General features: G+C 53.7%; 15 protein-coding genes. 5 read left to right on the top strand and 10 right to left on the bottom strand.

The window, feature by feature from the left end; genetic code table 11:
- Positions 1 to 42: 42 nt before the first annotated feature.
- Entirely contained in the window at positions 43 to 789 is a 747-nt protein-coding gene (tonB, locus tag K5R89_RS05650) for a TonB system transport protein TonB (protein WP_032453270.1), read from the bottom strand.
- A 210-nt stretch (positions 790 to 999) separates the two neighbouring features.
- Here tonB and K5R89_RS05645 point away from each other — a divergent pair, with 210 nt between their 5' ends.
- A complete protein-coding gene (locus tag K5R89_RS05645; protein ID WP_002910042.1) occupies positions 1,000 to 1,296 on the top strand; it encodes a YciI family protein in 297 nt (98 codons plus the stop codon).
- Positions 1,297 to 1,979: 683 nt separating this feature from the next.
- On the top strand, positions 1,980 to 2,627 hold the full coding sequence (locus tag K5R89_RS05640) for a YceI family protein (RefSeq protein WP_165453620.1): 648 nt from the start codon (positions 1,980 to 1,982) through the stop codon (positions 2,625 to 2,627).
- Between the two features lie 280 nt (positions 2,628 to 2,907).
- On the opposite strand, the gene K5R89_RS05635 is transcribed toward K5R89_RS05640, so the two are convergent.
- The gene (locus tag K5R89_RS05635; protein WP_124070259.1) at positions 2,908 to 3,081 is read right to left on the bottom strand and encodes a YciY family protein; all 174 of its coding nucleotides are present in this window, start codon (positions 3,079 to 3,081) and stop codon (positions 2,908 to 2,910) included.
- 143 nt (positions 3,082 to 3,224) lie between these two features.
- Between K5R89_RS05635 and cls the strand changes: the two genes are divergently transcribed.
- Both cls and K5R89_RS05625 read left to right on the top strand, forming a co-directional pair.
- Positions 3,225 to 4,685, top strand: a complete 1,461-nt coding sequence (cls, locus tag K5R89_RS05630) for a cardiolipin synthase (protein ID WP_023290121.1) — start codon at positions 3,225 to 3,227, stop codon at positions 4,683 to 4,685.
- 34 nt (positions 4,686 to 4,719) lie between these two features.
- The gene (locus K5R89_RS05625) at positions 4,720 to 5,049 is read left to right on the top strand and encodes an HI1450 family dsDNA-mimic protein (RefSeq protein WP_002910079.1); all 330 of its coding nucleotides are present in this window, start codon (positions 4,720 to 4,722) and stop codon (positions 5,047 to 5,049) included.
- Between the two features lie 63 nt (positions 5,050 to 5,112).
- On the opposite strand, the gene K5R89_RS05620 is transcribed toward K5R89_RS05625, so the two are convergent.
- From K5R89_RS05620 to K5R89_RS05585, 8 genes are all read right to left on the bottom strand, one after another.
- The gene (locus K5R89_RS05620; RefSeq protein ID WP_050533297.1) at positions 5,113 to 5,940 is read right to left on the bottom strand and encodes an ion transporter; all 828 of its coding nucleotides are present in this window, start codon (positions 5,938 to 5,940) and stop codon (positions 5,113 to 5,115) included.
- A 54-nt stretch (positions 5,941 to 5,994) separates the two neighbouring features.
- Positions 5,995 to 6,999, bottom strand: coding sequence for a murein tripeptide/oligopeptide ABC transporter ATP-binding protein OppF (oppF, locus tag K5R89_RS05615; protein WP_002910083.1), 1,005 nt, complete (start codon positions 6,997 to 6,999; stop codon positions 5,995 to 5,997).
- Positions 6,996 to 8,009, bottom strand: a complete 1,014-nt coding sequence (locus K5R89_RS05610) for an ABC transporter ATP-binding protein (protein WP_023290123.1) — start codon at positions 8,007 to 8,009, stop codon at positions 6,996 to 6,998. The genes oppF and K5R89_RS05610 overlap by 4 nt, the downstream gene beginning before the upstream one ends.
- Positions 8,010 to 8,020: 11 nt before the next feature.
- On the bottom strand, positions 8,021 to 8,929 hold the full coding sequence (gene oppC / locus K5R89_RS05605; RefSeq protein ID WP_004145396.1) for an oligopeptide ABC transporter permease OppC: 909 nt from the start codon (positions 8,927 to 8,929) through the stop codon (positions 8,021 to 8,023).
- A 14-nt stretch (positions 8,930 to 8,943) separates the two neighbouring features.
- A complete protein-coding gene (gene oppB / locus K5R89_RS05600; protein ID WP_002910089.1) occupies positions 8,944 to 9,864 on the bottom strand; it encodes an oligopeptide ABC transporter permease OppB in 921 nt (306 codons plus the stop codon).
- An 85-nt stretch (positions 9,865 to 9,949) separates the two neighbouring features.
- Complete coding sequence (gene oppA / locus K5R89_RS05595) at positions 9,950 to 11,584, bottom strand: oligopeptide ABC transporter substrate-binding protein OppA (RefSeq protein ID WP_023290124.1); 1,635 nt, start codon at positions 11,582 to 11,584, stop codon at positions 9,950 to 9,952.
- Positions 11,585 to 12,328: 744 nt separating this feature from the next.
- Complete coding sequence (locus K5R89_RS05590) at positions 12,329 to 12,976, bottom strand: YchE family NAAT transporter (RefSeq protein ID WP_002910095.1); 648 nt, start codon at positions 12,974 to 12,976, stop codon at positions 12,329 to 12,331.
- Between the two features lie 183 nt (positions 12,977 to 13,159).
- A complete protein-coding gene (locus K5R89_RS05585) occupies positions 13,160 to 13,375 on the bottom strand; it encodes a hypothetical protein (protein WP_032428896.1) in 216 nt (71 codons plus the stop codon).
- A gap of 77 nt (positions 13,376 to 13,452) precedes the next feature.
- Between K5R89_RS05585 and adhE the strand changes: the two genes are divergently transcribed.
- Positions 13,453 to 16,128, top strand: a complete 2,676-nt coding sequence (gene adhE, locus K5R89_RS05580; protein WP_023290125.1) for a bifunctional acetaldehyde-CoA/alcohol dehydrogenase — start codon at positions 13,453 to 13,455, stop codon at positions 16,126 to 16,128.

The following is a 16,128-nucleotide window of genomic DNA, read 5'->3' as shown; positions in this document are numbered from 1 at the left end:
CAAGGTTTACGGCGGACCTCCCCGGTCCGCCGCCCTGCATTATCAGTTAATCTCGACGCCGTTGAGACGGAATTTAATGGTCATCGTCACGCCGGTTCCCGGTTTTGCCTGCTCGTAACGCCATCTGCGCATCGCGCTTTTCACCTCGCGCTCAAACATATTCGCCGGCTGGGCGGAGAGGATCTGCAGATTATCAATTCGGCCATCAGGCGTGACGTCAAACTTCACCCGCACCGTTCCTTCAATGCGCAGCGCCTGAGCGCGCGCCGGATAGGTCGGCTGAACGCGGCTGATCGCCCGCGGGCCGCTCGGGGCAGTGACGGTGGGTTTGGCCGCTGCGGTGGAGGTGCTCGGCGCGGTGCGCGCTGGCGTCGTATTGTTGTTTTCAAACGGTGAAGCCGGACGCGGCTCCGCGGCCGGTTTGACGTCCCGCTTCGGCTGCTCAACCTTTTTCTCCGGCCTGGGCTTCGGTTTAGGTTTGGGCTTCGGCTTAGGTTCTGGTTTATGGATCACCACCGGCGCCTCTTTCGGCGGCTCAGGGACCACCTCAGGCTCCGGCTCCGGTTCAGGTTCAACAACGGGCTGCACGACGGGTTGCGCCGCCGGGGGCGGCTCAAGATCGGCCGGCGCCACCATCGTGATCTCTATCGGCTGCGTCGGGGAAGGCTGTTCAATAACCTGATGTACCGAGGTATAAAGCAGCCCCGCCACAACGGCACCGTGGATAGCCACGGATAACAGCGTTGGCCACGGGAAGCGGCGAGGTAAATCAAGGGTCATTGCGCTCATAGTCGTTTCTGTTGAAAAATGATGCTCCGATTTTAAATGCAAATAGCAATCATATTCAATAAGCCGTCTTAACCTGAGTCAATTTTTGCCACCATTTGCGGAAAAAAGCCGCGTCGGCGGGGCATTCGACGCCGGGGCGCATCTTTGCATTGCAGTCCATCGTCGTTTAACTTAACGTAATTCGCCTGTTTAATGATAAGGAGCTTTGCCGTGCTTTACGTTATCTACGCTGAAGATATCGCCGATTCTCTGGAAAAGCGGCTCTCGGTTCGCCCCGCGCATCTTGCGCGTCTACAACTTTTACATGATGAAGGTCGGCTGCTTACCGCCGGGCCAATGCCGGCCGTTGACAGCAACGAACCGGGCGCAGCCGGATTCAGCGGCTCAACGGTGATCGCTGAGTTTGAATCGCTGGAAGCGGCTCAGGCCTGGGCTAATGACGATCCGTATATCGCCGCTGGCGTCTACCGCCAGGTCTCGGTGAAGCCGTACAAAAAAGTGTTTTGAAAAATATTCCCTTCGATTTTTCTGGTTAACAACAACGCACCAGGCCATCAGATGAAAGGGCGCATTTTGGTACATCACATTAAAATGTCGCCCTTTTTAACCGCACGCAAGCGTTGTCTGTTATCCGCCTGAGACGCCTGGAAGATAAGCACATCCTTTCTCCTTCGACGACATCATCGACCCTCACCTCGCCTTTTGCGGCCATAGAAAATGCTGACCAAACGTCGACGCCGGGCATGATTTTGAATTGCTAATGTATTGAATCAGTCTGCAACAGAGGTCTTGCATTGGATTTAGCGCTTGTTTTACAAGCCAGCACATCCTGACATCGGCCGGTAAATCCAAAATACAGTTGAAAGAAGATCGTTAAAGAGAGATAGATGCTGACCAACAGATATAAAGGCCTGAAGTAAATAAGCATGCATATCCCGTTCCGCAGGTATGGGACCCCATATCACCATCTTACTGCATTCAGAAACGCGGTGGCTTGAAAGCGTCTGAAAATAAATGAAGTGCGCTGATACAGGCACATATCAATATGGAATGAACGTATAAAACTACGCAACCAGATTTACGTTGCAGATGATCATTTTTTAAAGTCGATTAATTTCGCTGGGTAAACTTCACGCAGAGTAATTGTAGGGTGATTTTGGTTGATTAAATAATTTGAACGGGATTAACAAATGTTTTCAATAAGTGCCGCATTTTTTTGGGCTACCATTTATGTACCTGACGCTTATGAGGATTTTTGTGTGAATACCCTGAAAAAAACCGCATTGCTTTCTCTGCTTGCCTTATATATTCCTGTGTCACAAGCCGCAGCGACAGAATATAGCCTGGATCCGCAGCATACTTCCGTTGTTATTGCCTGGAATCATTTTGGCTTCTCTAACCCTACAGCGTATATCTCTGATGTTTCAGGGAAACTGTCTTTTGACAAAGACAACCCGGAGCAATCCTCTGTGCACGTCACGCTGCCAGTCAAAACCATTAACACTCATGTCAAAGCGTTAACGGATGAGTTTTTAGGCAAAGAGTACTTCGATGTCAACACGTATCCTGAGGCCACTTTTCAGAGCACCCGAGTGGAAAGTAAAGGCGGCAATAAATATGATGTTGAAGGTAACCTGACCATTAAGGGCATCACCAAACCGGTTGTATTGCATGCCACTTTGAATAAACAGGATATGCATCCGATGGTGAAAAAACAGGCCATTGGTTTTGATGCCACTGGGGTAATAAAACGTTCAGACTTCAAGCTTGATAAATATGTTCCGGCGGTGAGTGATAACGTGACTATCACGTTATCCACGGAAGCCTATGCCAAATAAATTACCGCCCGCAAAAGCGGTGCGTTTTATTCAGGGTGGGTATCCTGATAGTGAGCATGACATTGAAAAACGATCGACGACCCCACGCCCTGTCCGGACTTCCACACGGCGGTGAATACCTGTTGCGGAAAAAGGCGTTCTGTCGATAATCCCCCGTCATACCCTGACAGGCATCGCATAGATATTTCAATAGGCGATCTGGCGATGTTAAAAGGGAATGCCGCGCAGAGCGGGAAAACGACAACGGCACCGCGTTCGGTGCCGTTGTTCTGCTCGTTGTTTAACAGTCGGGGAAGATAAACAGCAGAGCATGACGCTGCCGTTTCATCAGTCCCTTCCTGATAGCGAGGATCCGCATATTGCGGCGTGATTGGGCTTCCAGCCAGCGCGCTTTACGGCGATTCACCTGTCTCAGCATGCGCCAGCGCCCTACTTCCGTTCTACTACGCTTCATTGCAACGACTCTACGAGTGAAAACAGCCCCCATTATAAACCTCTGCCGGCGACTGACCACCGCTTTCGCTGCGTTTTTATTTGCCAGAAAAATACTGATGCGTAAACTCATCACATAACGTCATTCAAAAGGATTTTACATCTATGACAACCTTTTACACGGTGGTGAACTGGCTGGTCATTCTGGGGTACTGGCTGTTGATCGCCGGTGTAACATTACGAATTCTAATGAAACGCCGCGCTGTGCCGTCCGCCATGGCATGGTTATTGATCATTTATATCCTGCCGCTGGTGGGGATCATCGCCTATCTCTCCTTTGGCGAGCTGCATCTTGGCAAGCGGCGGGCAGAACGCGCGAGAGCGATGTGGCCTTCCACGGCCAAATGGTTAAACGACCTCAAAGCCTGCAAACATATCTTTGCCGAAGATAACAGCCCGGTGGCCGAGTCCCTGTTCAAGCTTTGCGAACGGCGCCAGGGCATTGGCGGCGTAAAAGGCAACCAGCTGCAGTTGCTGACGGAATCTGACGACGTCATGCAGGCCCTGATCCGGGATATTCAACTGGCTCGCCATAACATAGAGATGGTCTTCTATATCTGGCAGCCAGGCGGTATGGCCGACAGCGTCGCCGAATCGCTAATGGCCGCCGCCCGTCGCGGGGTTCACTGCCGGTTAATGCTCGACTCCGCGGGCAGTGTGGCCTTTTTCCGTAGCCCATGGGCTGCGATGATGCGTAACGCCGGCATTGAAGTGGTCGAGGCTCTCAAGGTCAATCTGATGCGTGTGTTTCTGCGCCGGATGGACCTGCGCCAACATCGTAAAATGGTGATGATCGATAACTATATCGCCTACACCGGCAGCATGAATCTGGTCGATCCCCGCTACTTTAAGCAGGACTCGGGGGTCGGGCAGTGGATTGACCTGATGGCGCGCATGGAAGGCCCGGTGGCGACCTCGATGGGCATCGTCTACTCCTGTGACTGGGAGATCGAGACCGGAAAGCGTATTCTGCCACCGCCGCCGGACGTCAATATCATGCCGTTTGAAGAGGCCAGTGGGCATACCATCCACACCATCGCCTCCGGTCCGGGCTTTCCGGAAGATCTGATCCATCAGGCGCTGCTCACCGCCGCCTACGCGGCGAAAGAGCATTTGATCATGACCACGCCCTACTTCGTACCCAGCGACGACCTGCTGCACGCTATCTGTACCGCCGCCCAGCGCGGCGTGGACGTGAGTATTATTTTACCGCGCAAGAACGATTCGCTGCTGGTGGGCTGGGCCAGCCGGGCCTTTTTCACCGAGCTGCTGGCGGCAGGGGTGAAGATTTACCAGTTTGAAGGCGGCCTGTTGCATACCAAAAGCGTGCTGGTCGATGGCGAACTGAGCCTGGTGGGAACTGTGAATCTGGATATGCGCAGCCTGTGGCTCAATTTTGAAATCACGCTGGTCATCGATGACGCCGGCTTCGGCAGCGATCTGGCGGCGGTTCAGGATGACTATATCTCGCGCTCGCGCCTGCTGGACGCCCGTCTCTGGTTAAAACGTCCGCTGTGGCAGCGGATCGCCGAGCGACTGTTTTACTTCTTCAGCCCGTTGCTGTAAAACGTGCCCATCAGATACCGAATGAGTAGCAATCATGGATATGGATTTAAACAACCGCCTGACCGAAGACGAAACGCTTGAGCAGGCATACGACATCTTCCTCGAACTGGCGGCCGATAACCTCGACCCGGCGGACATCATTCTGTTTAACCTGCAGTTTGAGGAGCGCGGCGGCGCCGAGCTGTTCGACCCATCCGCAGACTGGGAAGAGCATGTGGATTACGATCTGAACCCGGATTTCTTCGCCGAAGTGGTGATTGGCCTGGCGGATACCGACGGCGGGGAAATCAATGATATCTTCGCCCGCGTGCTGCTGTGCCGCGAGAAAGATCACAAGCTGTGTCATATTCTGTGGCGTGAATAACGCTGACCCGCCAGTGAAAAGCCTGCCGCGTTCCACCCGGCAGGCTTTTTTTATGCCGAGAGTTTACTTCGGTAAGACATGACCGCAGGCGTGGCAAAACCGGGCGTTATCGTCATGGTCGCCCTGCTGGCACTGCGGGCATACCCGCTGCTGGCGCCGCCGGTTCAGGGCGCTGGTCATATGGGTGGTGATAAGCCCGGTCGGAATGGCAATAATGGAGTAGCCGATCAGGATGAGAATGGAGGCCAGGATGCGGCCCAGCGGCGTGTGCGGCGTAATATCCCCGTAGCCGACGGTGGTGATGGTCACAATGGCCCAATAGACCGAAGCGTTGAGCGTGGTAAAACCATACTCTGGCCCTTCTATCAGGTACATTAACGAGCCGAAAATCACCATCACAATGGCGATAAACGAATAGAACAGGATCAGCTGATGGCGCGCGCTGACAATCGCCCGCCAGAACACATTGAGCGAAGGCATAAAGCGCAACAGTTTGAGAATACGCAACGCGCGGATCGCCCGCATTGCCCGCCAGGCAAAAACATAATTGAGGCTAATTTCCGGCCACAGCCACATCACGTATAGCGGCAGGATGGTCGCTAAGTCAATAAACCCCCAGAAGCTGAAAATGTAGTGGAGCGGATTGGGCCATGTCGCAATACGCAGCAGATACTCCAGGGTAAAGACCGCGGTCACCATCAGCTCCAGCCAGACGAATACATGCCATTCATCTAATGTCAGATGATATTGCGTGCCCAGCCCCGATTCGACAAATATCACCACCACGCTGAGCAAGGCGAAAAGTCCGCACAGCCCTTCGAAGCGGCGGCCGGAACGTCGGTTTTGATCGAAAAGCAAATGATAAAGCCGCAGGCGAGCGGCAGAAAGCATACCCACTTCGTTAACCTCGCAAAAAAAAGGGCTGACCTGCGTCAGCCCCTGAGATTATAACGGGTCTACCTTAAGGCAGGAAACCGCATGGCGGAAACTGCCCTCCAGCACCGGGCGGGTTTTGGCGCACTCCGGTCCGGCGAGCGGACAACGGGTGCGGAAGACACAGCCCGACGGCGGATTAATCGGTGAGGGTAATTCACCCTCCAGCAGCTGGATAGTTTTCGTTTTTTCGAGGTCCGGATCGGGGATCGGCACCGCCGACATCAGCGCTTTGGTATAGGGATGTAGCGGATTATGGTACACCTCATCGTAGGTCCCCAGCTCCACCGCATGGCCCAGATACATCACCAGTACGCGATCGGAGATATGCTTAACCACCGCCAGATCGTGGGCGATAAATATCAGCGACAGTCCCATTTCACGCTGCAGCTGCTGCAGCAAGTTAACCACCTGAGCCTGGATGGACACGTCAAGCGCGGACACCGGCTCATCGCAGATAATCAGCTTCGGCTCGAGGATCAACGCCCGCGCAATGCCGATGCGCTGACACTGACCGCCAGAGAACTCGTGCGGATAGCGGTTGATCAGGTTAGGCAGCAGCCCGACTTTCATCATCATCGCCTTCACGCGATCGCGCACTTCCTGACGCGGCATTTTCGGATGATAGGTACGCAACGGCTCAGCGATGATTTCTCCGATGGTCATACGCGGGTTCAGCGAGGCCAGCGGATCCTGGAAGATCATCTGGATATCGCTGCGCACGTCGCGCCACTCTTCCTGCTTCATGCCCAGCAGATCTTTACCCAGCCAGGCCACTTTGCCATCGGTAGCCTTCACCAGACCAATAATGGCGCGGGCGAAAGTCGATTTACCGCAGCCGGACTCCCCCACCACGCCGAGGGTCTCACCTTCATAGAGACGCAGCGTTACGCCATCTACGGCTTTCAGCGTTTTCGACGGCTGCCAGAACCACTGTTTGCCATCTTTAATATCGAAATGCACCTTCAGGTCGGCAATTTCGAGCAGGACTTTTCGTTGTTCAGTTACGGCGTTCATAGCAGCTCCCCCACCGGTTTAAAGCAGGCGCGCAGGCGGCCTGGCGCGAACGACTCCAGCGGCGGCGCGCTGCTGCACTGTTCCATTGCGTGCGGACAGCGCGGCTGGAATGGGCAGCCCTTCGGCAAACGCAGCAGGTTTGGCGGGTTGCCCGGAATGGTCAACAACGCATCGCCTTCGGCATCCAGACGAGGAACCGCATTCAACAGCCCAATAGAGTAAGGGTGAGACGGCTGATAGAAGACATCGCGCGCCTGACCATACTCCATGGTGCGGCCCGCATACATCACCAGCACTTTATCGCAGATCCCCGCCACCACTCCGAGGTCATGGGTGATCATAATGATGGCCGTATTAAATTCGCGTTTCAGCTCATTCAGTAACGTCATGATCTGCGCCTGCACGGTGACGTCCAGGGCGGTGGTCGGCTCATCGGCAATCAGCAGCCGGGGCCGGCAGAGCAGCGCCATGGCAATCATCACGCGCTGGCGCATCCCGCCGGAGAATTCATGTGGGAACATCTTCATGCGCTTGCGCGCTTCCGGCATTTTTACCGCGTCGAGCATCTTCACCGATTCTTCAAACGCTTCGGCTTTGCTCAGCCCTTTATGCAGCATCAGGACTTCCATTAACTGCTCGCCCACCCGCATATACGGGTTCAGAGAGGTCATCGGATCCTGGAAAATCATCGAGATTTGCTCGGCGCGCAGTTTGTTCAGCTCACGCTCGGGCAAATTGAGGATTTGCCGACCGTTAAAGGTGGCGGAACCCCCGATTCGGCCGTTGGCCGCCAGCAGTCCCATCAGGGCGAAGGCGGTCTGCGATTTACCGGAGCCGGACTCCCCGACAATACCGAGCGTCTCCCCCGCCTGCAGGGTGAAGTTCAGATCATTGACGGCGGTGACATCGCCATCCGGCGTTTTAAAGGTGACGCGAAGATCTTTCACGTCCAGCAGCAGGCCGCTGTGGCTCTGCGCTTGCGGCGCTTTTGCCGTTTCAATCATGGTCATGGCAGCGCTCCTTAGCGGTCTTTCGGGTCGAGGGCATCACGCAGACCATCGCCGATAAAGTTGAAACAGAACAGGGTCACCACCAGGAAACCCGCCGGGAACAGCAGCAGCCAGGGCGAGACTTCCATTGAGTTGGCGCCATCGCTGAGTAATGCCCCCCAGCTGCTGAGCGGCTCCTGCGTCCCCAACCCCAGGAAGCTGAGGAAGGATTCAAAGAGGATCATGCTGGGGACCAGCAGCGAGGCGTACACCACCACCACGCCCAGCACATTAGGAACGATATGGCGCAGCACGATGCTCGCTGTGGAGACCCCGCCGACCTGCGCCGCCTCAATAAACTCTTTGCGCTTCAGGCTCAAGGTCTGTCCGCGTACGATACGCGCCATATCCAGCCAGGAGACCATGCCGATAGCGACAAAAATCAACAGGATATTCTGGCCAAAAAAGGTCACCAGCAGGATAACGAAGAACATAAACGGGAAGGAGTTGAGGATCTCCAGCAGACGCATCATCACCGAATCCACTTTGCCGCCGAGATAACCGGAAAGCGAACCGTACAGCGTGCCGAGGATCACCGCCACCAGCGCCGCCGCCACCCCGACCATCAGCGAAATACGCCCGCCGATCGCCACGCGCACCAGCAGATCGCGACCGGAGGAATCGGTCCCGAAGTAGTGGCCAGAGGCCATGTCCGGGGCGTTGGACATCATGCCCCAGTCGGTGTCGAAATAGGAGAATGACGACACCATCGGCGCGAAGGTCACGAACAGCGCAATAAGCACCAGCATAATCAGGCTGGTGACCGCGGCGCGGTTGTGCATAAAGCGGCGACGCGCATCCTGCCAGAGGCTACGCCCCTCCACTTCCAGCTTCTCACTGAAGTTTTCCAGCGCCTCGCTATTTTTCTTACTTAACATCATGGCGAACTCCGGCTTCAGTAGCGAATCTTCGGATCGATAACGGCGTACAGCACGTCAACGATGGCGTTGAACAGGATAGTCAGGGCGCCAACCAGGATCGTCAGGCTGAGCACCAGCGAGTAGTCTCGGTTAAGCGCTCCGTTAACGAACAGCTGGCCAATCCCCGGCAGGCCGTAAATGGTTTCAATGACCATTGAGCCCGTAATGATGCCCACGAAAGCCGGTCCCATATAGGAGAGCACCGGCAGCAGCGCCGGCTTCAGCGCATGGCGCAAAATAATGCGGCGCATCGGCAGCCCCTTCGCCCGCGCGGTGCGGATAAAGTTAGAGTGCAGCACTTCAATCATTGAGCCGCGGGTAATACGCGCGATACTGGCGATATAGGCCAGGGAAAGCGCCACCATCGGCAGGATCATAAATTTCAGCGCCCCGCCGTTCCAACCTCCGCCCGGCAACCAGTGCAGGGTAATGGCAAAGATCATCACCAGCAGAGGCGCCACCACAAAGCTCGGAATAACCACGCCGGTCATGGCTACCCCCATCACCGCATAGTCCCAGCGGGTATTCTGCTTCAAAGCGGCAATAACGCCCGCAGCGACACCGATCACTACCGCCAGCAAAAAGGCGGCGAAGCCCAGTTTCGCTGAAACCGGGAAGCTGGCCGCCACCAGATCGTTGACCGAATAATCTTTGTATTTAAAGGAGGGACCAAAATCGCCATGCGCCAGCTGCTTCAGGTAATTGAAGTACTGCGTCATGATGGGGTCGTTTAAATGGTATTTTGCTTCAATATTCGCCATGACTTCCGGCGGTAGCGTGCGTTCCCCGGTAAAAGGACTTCCCGGAGCCAAACGCATCATGAAGAATGAGATGGTAATAAGAATAAATAGCGTCGGAATCGCTTCCAGACAGCGACGTAAGATAAATTTTAACATTGCCCGTACCTTCTGGCGTGTGCCTTTGCACTGCTCTCAAATAAGACACGATGGAGCGAACACAGGCCCGCTCCACGTATTGCCATTAATGTTTGATAACGTAAAGGTCTTTTGTATAGACGTTATCCATCGGGTCTTTACCGGTGTAGCCACCGACCCACGGTTTCACCAGGCGGGCGTTAACATAGTAATAGACCGGTACGATCGCGCTGTCTTTATCCAGCTGCTGCTCTGCTTTCGCATAGGCCGCCGTGCGCTGTGCTTCATCGGATGCTTTTACGGATTCAGCCATAATTTTGTCGAACGCCGGGCTCTTATAGTGCGCAGTGTTCATTGAGCTGTCAGAAAGCATGGTGTTCAGGAAAGAGGTTGGCTCGTTATAGTCAGCGCACCAGCCCGCACGCGCCACGTCATAGGTGCCCTGATGACGGGTATCGAGGAACGTTTTCCACTCCTGGTTGACCAGCTTCACGTCAATGCCCAGGTTTTTACGCCACAGCGAGGCGGCGGCAATCGCCAGCTTCTTGTGCAAATCAGAGGTGTTATACAGCAGGTTGAAGGTCAACGGTTTATCGGCGCTATAGCCGGCTTCGGCCAGCAGTTTTTTCGCTTCTTCATTCCGTTTTTCCTGCGACCAGGTAAACCATTCCGGCTCGGTCAGCTTCGCGCCATCGGTATACGGCGGGGTGTAGCCGTAGGCCGGCAGATCGCCCTGTCCTTTCACCTTATTGGCAATGATATCGCGATCCAGACCCAGCTTCAGCGCGGTACGCACGCGCACGTCGGTGAACGGCGCTTTCTGGTTGTTAATTTCGTAGTAATAAGTACACAGATACGGGTCAACGTGCAGCTCGTTCGGGATCTCTTTTTTCAGTTTCTGGAAGAGCTCGATCGGCAGCTGGTTATAGGTCATATCCAGTTCACCGCTGCGATAACGGTTAACATAGGTTACTTCAGAAGAGGTCGGCAGCCAGGTGACGGTGTTGATAACGGTTTTGGCATTATCCCAGTAATGCGGGTTGCGCTCCATCACGATACGTTCGTTGACCACCCAGTCTTTCAGGGTGTAGGCGCCGTTGGTGACGATATTGCCAGGCTGCGTCCACTTCTCGCCAAACTTTTCAATCGCTGGTTTATAGACAGGAGACATCGCCGGGTTAACCAGCAGTTTGTAAAAATAGGGTACCGGCTCGCTGAGGGTGACTTCCAGCGTATGGTCGTCAATGGCTTTTACGCCCAGCTCGCCTGGGGCTTTCTTGCCGTCAATGATTTCATCAACGTTGAGGATATGACCATACTGCGGGTAGCTGGCATAAGGAGACGCTGTTTTCGGGTCTACCAGACGCTGCCAGCTATAAACGAAATCCTGGGCGGTAACCGGCTCGCCGTTAGACCATTTCGCATCTTTACGCAGATGGAAGGTCCAGACTTTGAAATCTTTATTATCCCAGCTCTCTGCCACACCAGGGATCGGGTGGCCATCTTTCGGCGAGGTATTCAGCAAGCCTTCGAACAGGTCGCGGCTAATATTCGCCTCGGGCACCCCTTCAATTTTATTCGGGTCCAGCGATTGCGGCTCGGCGCCGCTATTTCGCACCAGCGTTTGCTTATCCGAAAGCTGCACACCGGCCGGGACATCCGCTGCCATAGCCATATTGCCAGCCATGAGCGCGGATAGCACTCCTGCGGCGATCAAACGTTTTTTAGTGATGATGGTCATTGTGTTGTAACTCCAGTCATTATAATTACTGGTTTTTTAACCAGCCTGTTTTTTTTCCCGTTTTCGGGATCTGTCCAACGCAGGAGTGTTTGCGATTGGCAGATTGCTATCACCGACTTATTTATTACGACCGCTCGAACGGCAGTCTTAACGTCGATTCGTTCCCCCTCGCTGGAGGGCAGTTCAGGCGCAATGAGACGATTAAAAATGATTCTCATTTACACGCATAATTCAGCAGACGATAACGGCGGAAAGTACCAAAAGGTAAACACCTCCGCCAATGCAATTTGCAAATATGTTACCGGATTCTCTTTTATTGCCGGCTTTGCCAGCGTCACTAGCGGTTGCCACAATATGCCGACAGAAAAATGTTTTTAACAATCATATAGTTACTTAATTTCCATCAGTCATCATACTGCGCAGCGACCGCGAGATGATTTTTTGTACAAAAATTTAACAATAGATTACTTTTTAGCACATTCATCTGCAGCCTTGTTAAAATTACTAATATCATTTCGATGATCCGACAGCAAGCGCCAGAGAATGATGTGAAGAAAATAACATCACAGGAGGGGGAGACGTGAGAGGAATGTTAAGAGAAATATTTCATATCTTAATGAAAAACATGAAATTAATAGCGATATCGCAAAATAGTATTCCTACCGCCGGTTCCGCGCTGGTTGATAGGTTTTGCTAATAATCGCGCAGGCGTGAAGGGAGCCTCCCCGCCTGCGTGGCAACAAACTAACTCAGCAGCCCCGGGAAGAGCGCTTTAATCCCCGTCACAATAAACTCAATGCCGAGAGCCATCAGCAGCAGGCCCATAATACGGGTGATAACGTTAATCCCTGTCTGCCCCAGCAGACGCACCAGCCATGGCGCCATGCGGAAAATCCCCCAGCAGCAGAGGGCAAAGACCGCAATCGCCAGTGAAAAACCGACGAGATGCACCCAGGAGTGATACCGCGTACCCCATACGATAGTGGAACTGATTGCCCCCGGTCCGGCCATTAACGGTAGCGCGAGAGGAACGACGCCGATGCTCTCCCTAACCGCCGTCTCCGACTTCTCCTGCTTGTTCTGCTTATCTTCGCCGAGCTTACCGCTGATCATCGACATCGCGATGGTCACCACCAGGATGCCGCCGGCGATACGGAAGGAATCAATGGAGATACCAAAAATCTGCAGAATGCCATCGCCGAGAAACAGTGACGTCAGGAGGATGATCGCCACCGACAGGTTGGCGGTCAGGTTGGTCTTATTGCGCACTGCTGCCGGCTGGTAGCTGGTCATACTAATGAACACCGGAATAATGCCCACCGGGTTAACCAGGGCAAATAAGCCGATGAAAAACTTGAAATATGCAGAAAAATCGAACAGTGATTGAGTCACAATGGGCTCCGCAGCATCATCAAAATTGGCGGTTGACTGTTAACAGCATAAAATAACTGCGCGAAACATACGCTTTTTGCATGCAATATTCATTATAAATATGCATAACCCGGTGATATGTATCGAATGTTAGCTATTTGTAGTTTTAATGCTAATCGTTTTTTTAATTTCAAAACCCTCCCATTACACTTGATCGAACCGGTCAAAAAGCAGCCAGCTGAAAGGTATCAGCAGTGCCAATACTTGATCTAAATCACGTAATTTGTACTCAGAAGTGAGTAATCTTGATGACACCAACAGAGTGGAAGGCAGCAGTACCTGAAAGTTAAAAAGAGAAAGCTTTTTTAGTAAATCGGTAAAACAGCGTCCTGATTTTCCTACATAAACATTTACATGCAAGCTGTTTACAGCCTGTCTATAATGTCGAATCGAGCGACTGATTTACTAAAAAAGTTTAACATTATCAGGAGAGCATTATGGCTGTTACTAATATCGCTGAACTGAACGCGCTTGTTGAGCGTGTCAAGAAAGCCCAGCGTGAATATGCCAGTTTCACTCAAGAACAAGTCGACAAAATCTTCCGCGCCGCCGCGCTGGCCGCTGCAGATGCTCGAATCCCTCTCGCCAAAATGGCCGTTGCCGAATCCGGCATGGGCATCGTTGAAGACAAAGTGATCAAAAACCACTTCGCTTCCGAATACATTTACAACGCTTATAAAGACGAAAAAACCTGTGGCGTCCTGTCAGAAGACGACACCTTTGGTACCATCACTATCGCTGAACCTATCGGCATCATCTGCGGTATCGTACCGACCACTAACCCGACTTCAACAGCCATCTTCAAATCGCTCATCAGCCTGAAGACGCGTAACGCCATCATTTTCTCTCCGCACCCGCGTGCTAAAGAAGCCACCAACAAAGCGGCTGACATCGTCCTGCAGGCTGCCATCGCTGCCGGCGCGCCGAAAGACCTGATTGGCTGGATCGATCAGCCGTCTGTTGAGCTGTCTAACGCCCTGATGCACCACCCGGACATCAACCTGATCCTTGCGACCGGTGGTCCAGGCATGGTGAAAGCAGCATACAGCTCCGGTAAACCTGCTATCGGCGTAGGTGCCGGTAACACCCCGGTGGTGATTGATGAAACGGCTGACATCAAACGCGCCGTTGCTTCCGTTCTGATGTCTAAAACCTTCGATAACGGCGTTATCTGTGCTTCTGAGCAGTCCGTTGTGGTGGTTGATTCCGTTTATGACGCGGTTCGCGAACGTTTCGCCAGCCACGGCGGCTACCTGCTGCAGGGTAAAGAGCTGAAAGCCGTTCAGGACATTATCCTGAAAAATGGCGCGCTGAACGCCGCTATCGTTGGTCAGCCTGCGGCGAAAATCGCTGAACTGGCAGGCTTCACCGTACCGGCCACGACTAAAATTCTGATTGGCGAAGTCACCGACGTTGACGAAAGCGAGCCGTTTGCTCACGAAAAACTGTCTCCGACGCTGGCGATGTACCGTGCGAAAGATTTCGAAGACGCCGTGACCAAAGCTGAAAAACTGGTCGCCATGGGCGGTATCGGTCATACCTCTTGCCTGTACACCGACCAGGATAACCAGCCGGCTCGCGTAGCTTACTTCGGCCAGATGATGAAAACGGCGCGTATCCTGATCAACACCCCGGCTTCTCAGGGTGGTATCGGTGACCTGTACAACTTCAAACTCGCTCCTTCCCTGACTCTGGGTTGTGGTTCCTGGGGTGGTAACTCCATCTCTGAAAACGTTGGTCCGAAACACCTGATCAACAAGAAAACCGTTGCTAAGCGAGCTGAAAACATGTTGTGGCACAAACTTCCGAAATCTATCTACTTCCGTCGTGGCTCCCTGCCTATCGCACTGGATGAAGTGATTACTGATGGTCACAAACGCGCGCTGATCGTGACTGACCGCTTCCTGTTCAACAACGGCTATGCCGATCAGATCACCTCCGTACTGAAAGCTGCGGGTGTTGAAACTGAAGTCTTCTTCGAAGTTGAAGCTGACCCGACGCTGACCATCGTACGTAAAGGCGCCGACCTGGCGAACTCCTTTAAACCAGACGTGATCATCGCGCTGGGCGGCGGTTCCCCGATGGATGCGGCAAAAATCATGTGGGTCATGTACGAACATCCGGAAACCCACTTCGAAGAACTGGCGCTGCGCTTTATGGACATCCGTAAACGTATCTACAAGTTCCCGAAAATGGGTGTTAAAGCCAAGATGGTGGCGATCACTACCACCTCCGGTACCGGTTCTGAAGTTACGCCGTTCGCCGTTGTGACCGATGATGCGACAGGTCAGAAATATCCGCTGGCAGACTACGCGCTGACCCCGGATATGGCCATCGTCGATGCCAACCTGGTGATGGATATGCCGAAATCGCTGTGTGCGTTCGGTGGTCTGGATGCCGTGACCCACGCCCTGGAAGCTTACGTTTCCGTGCTGGCTTCTGAGTTCTCTGACGGCCAGGCTCTGCAGGCGCTGAAACTGCTGAAAGAGTACCTGCCGGCTTCCTACCACGAAGGTTCCAAGAACCCGGTTGCCCGCGAGCGCGTACACAGTGCCGCCACCATCGCCGGTATCGCGTTTGCTAACGCCTTCCTCGGCGTGTGTCACTCCATGGCGCACAAGCTGGGTTCCCAGTTCCATATTCCGCACGGTCTGGCCAACGCCCTGCTGATCTGCAACGTTATCCGCTACAACGCGAATGACAACCCGACCAAGCAGACTGCGTTCAGCCAGTACGACCGTCCGCAGGCTCGTCGTCGCTACGCTGAAATCGCCGATCACCTGGGTCTCTCCGCACCGGGCGACCGTACCGCAGCGAAAATCGAGAAGCTGCTGGCATGGCTGGAAAGCGTGAAAGCTGAGCTGGGTATTCCGAAATCTATCCGCGAAGCTGGCGTTCAGGAAGCTGACTTCCTGGCCCACGTTGATAAGCTGTCCGAAGATGCATTCGATGACCAGTGCACCGGCGCTAACCCGCGCTACCCGCTGATCTCCGAGCTGAAACAGATCCTGCTGGATACCTACTACGGTCGCGAGTTCGTCGAAGGTGAAGCAGCCGCGAAAGCCGAAGCAGCTCCGGTGAAAGCTGAGAAAAAAGCGAAAAAATCCGCTTAA

This window comes from Klebsiella sp. TF21-TM (genome assembly GCF_019753495.1).
GTDB lineage: Bacteria > Pseudomonadota > Gammaproteobacteria > Enterobacterales > Enterobacteriaceae > Klebsiella > Klebsiella quasipneumoniae.
This window is presented reverse-complemented; position numbering and strand designations above follow the sequence as displayed.